Origin of the sequence: Winogradskyella damuponensis (genome assembly GCF_039538385.1) — a bacterium.
Lineage (GTDB): Bacteria > Bacteroidota > Bacteroidia > Flavobacteriales > Flavobacteriaceae > Winogradskyella > Winogradskyella damuponensis.
Genome location: NZ_BAABCB010000038.1, coordinates 1 through 1,027, shown reverse-complemented (window position 1 = coordinate 1,027; position 1,027 = coordinate 1). Strand labels below are relative to the sequence as shown.

At 32.4% G+C, this 1,027-nt stretch carries 2 protein-coding genes; both read left to right on the top strand.

All coding sequences use genetic code 11. The annotated features are described in order from the left end of the window. Positions 1-232: 232 nt before the first annotated feature. Positions 233-763: a hypothetical protein gene (locus ABD730_RS17110; RefSeq protein ID WP_344716113.1), complete on the top strand. Its 531-nt coding sequence runs from the start codon at positions 233-235 to the stop codon at positions 761-763. Then, positions 763-957 carry a hypothetical protein gene (locus ABD730_RS17105; RefSeq protein WP_344716112.1) on the top strand — a complete coding sequence of 65 codons (195 nt, stop codon included), beginning with the start codon at positions 763-765 and terminating at the stop codon, positions 955-957. The genes ABD730_RS17110 and ABD730_RS17105 overlap by 1 nt, the downstream gene beginning before the upstream one ends. Positions 958-1,027: the final 70 nt, after the last annotated feature.

Sequence of the window (1,027 nt, the reverse complement as noted above, 5' to 3'; positions counted from 1 at the left end):
CTCTTTGCGGAAAAGAACGGAATAGTAATTCGGAGTTTTTTGACATTTAAGGAAAAAAATATAATAGCGCAGGAAAAACAAATAGTTCGGAAATACGCAAAGGAGTAGTTCGCAAAAAAGAAAAAACCTTAGCTAACAATGTATATAATTTATAGCTGCTACTCGCCTACTGTCGAAAAACCTCTCGGTTTTTCTATTTCGGTTATTATTTGCTAACTTACTTGCTGAAACAATGCTACAAATCATATACGAGACCGTTGTAAAACATTTGAAAAAACCAATCGCTATATTAATTTTAACTCTGATTTTACTGATTTCAGAAAGTTGCGGAGAAGTTGTAAAAACTACTTTCGGAAATCATATGGTTTACGTTTTCATTTCAGAAGATAACATTAAAGAAAGAGAATATTTGTTGTCAAAAGAAATAAGAACAGAAGTGATAAAATACACTTATAAATACGAAGTGGATAATAATAAAAACCTTGAATTCACTTACTTTCCTAAATCAAATACTCTGAATTTTGGACCAGATGAATTTAAAGAAACAAAAGGTGCGGAATTTAAAATTGTTATGATATCCGATGTTAAGTTTAAAAAGTTTCATTCGACCAGCACAGCAACAGATGTAACCGAACCTATTTTTTTTAACGAACATTACGGAGTTTTAGCAATTGGAAATGTAATGGCACCTACGATTGTATTACTTCCTTATAAATCTGATTTAAAAACGGCTGAAAAGATATTTAAAGAAACTCTGAAATAATGGAAAAGACAGCGAAATTAATTGAGGAGGCGAAAAACCATTCAAATGGTTGGGTTTATATTCTTGACAAAGAATTTGATGGAAAAGAAGAAGTTCCACCCGAATTCATAAAAGGAGCTTGGAAAGTGGACGAAAAAGGAGAAATCGTTGGAGAATTTATGCCGAATCCGAATTATCGAGGAAATGGAAAATAAAAAACGTTTTACAACAATGTATAACCGCAATTACGGCGGATTCGACTACGTCCGAATCCACTCGGAATTG

What these genes read in the sequence shown, in the direction of transcription:
- ABD730_RS17110 (WP_344716113.1), top strand. Translation starts at nt 233, where the DNA reads ATGCTACAAATCATATACGAGACCGTTGTAAAACATTTGAAAAAACCA.
- ABD730_RS17105 (WP_344716112.1), top strand. Translation starts at nt 763, where the DNA reads ATGGAAAAGACAGCGAAATTAATTGAGGAGGCGAAAAACCATTCAAAT.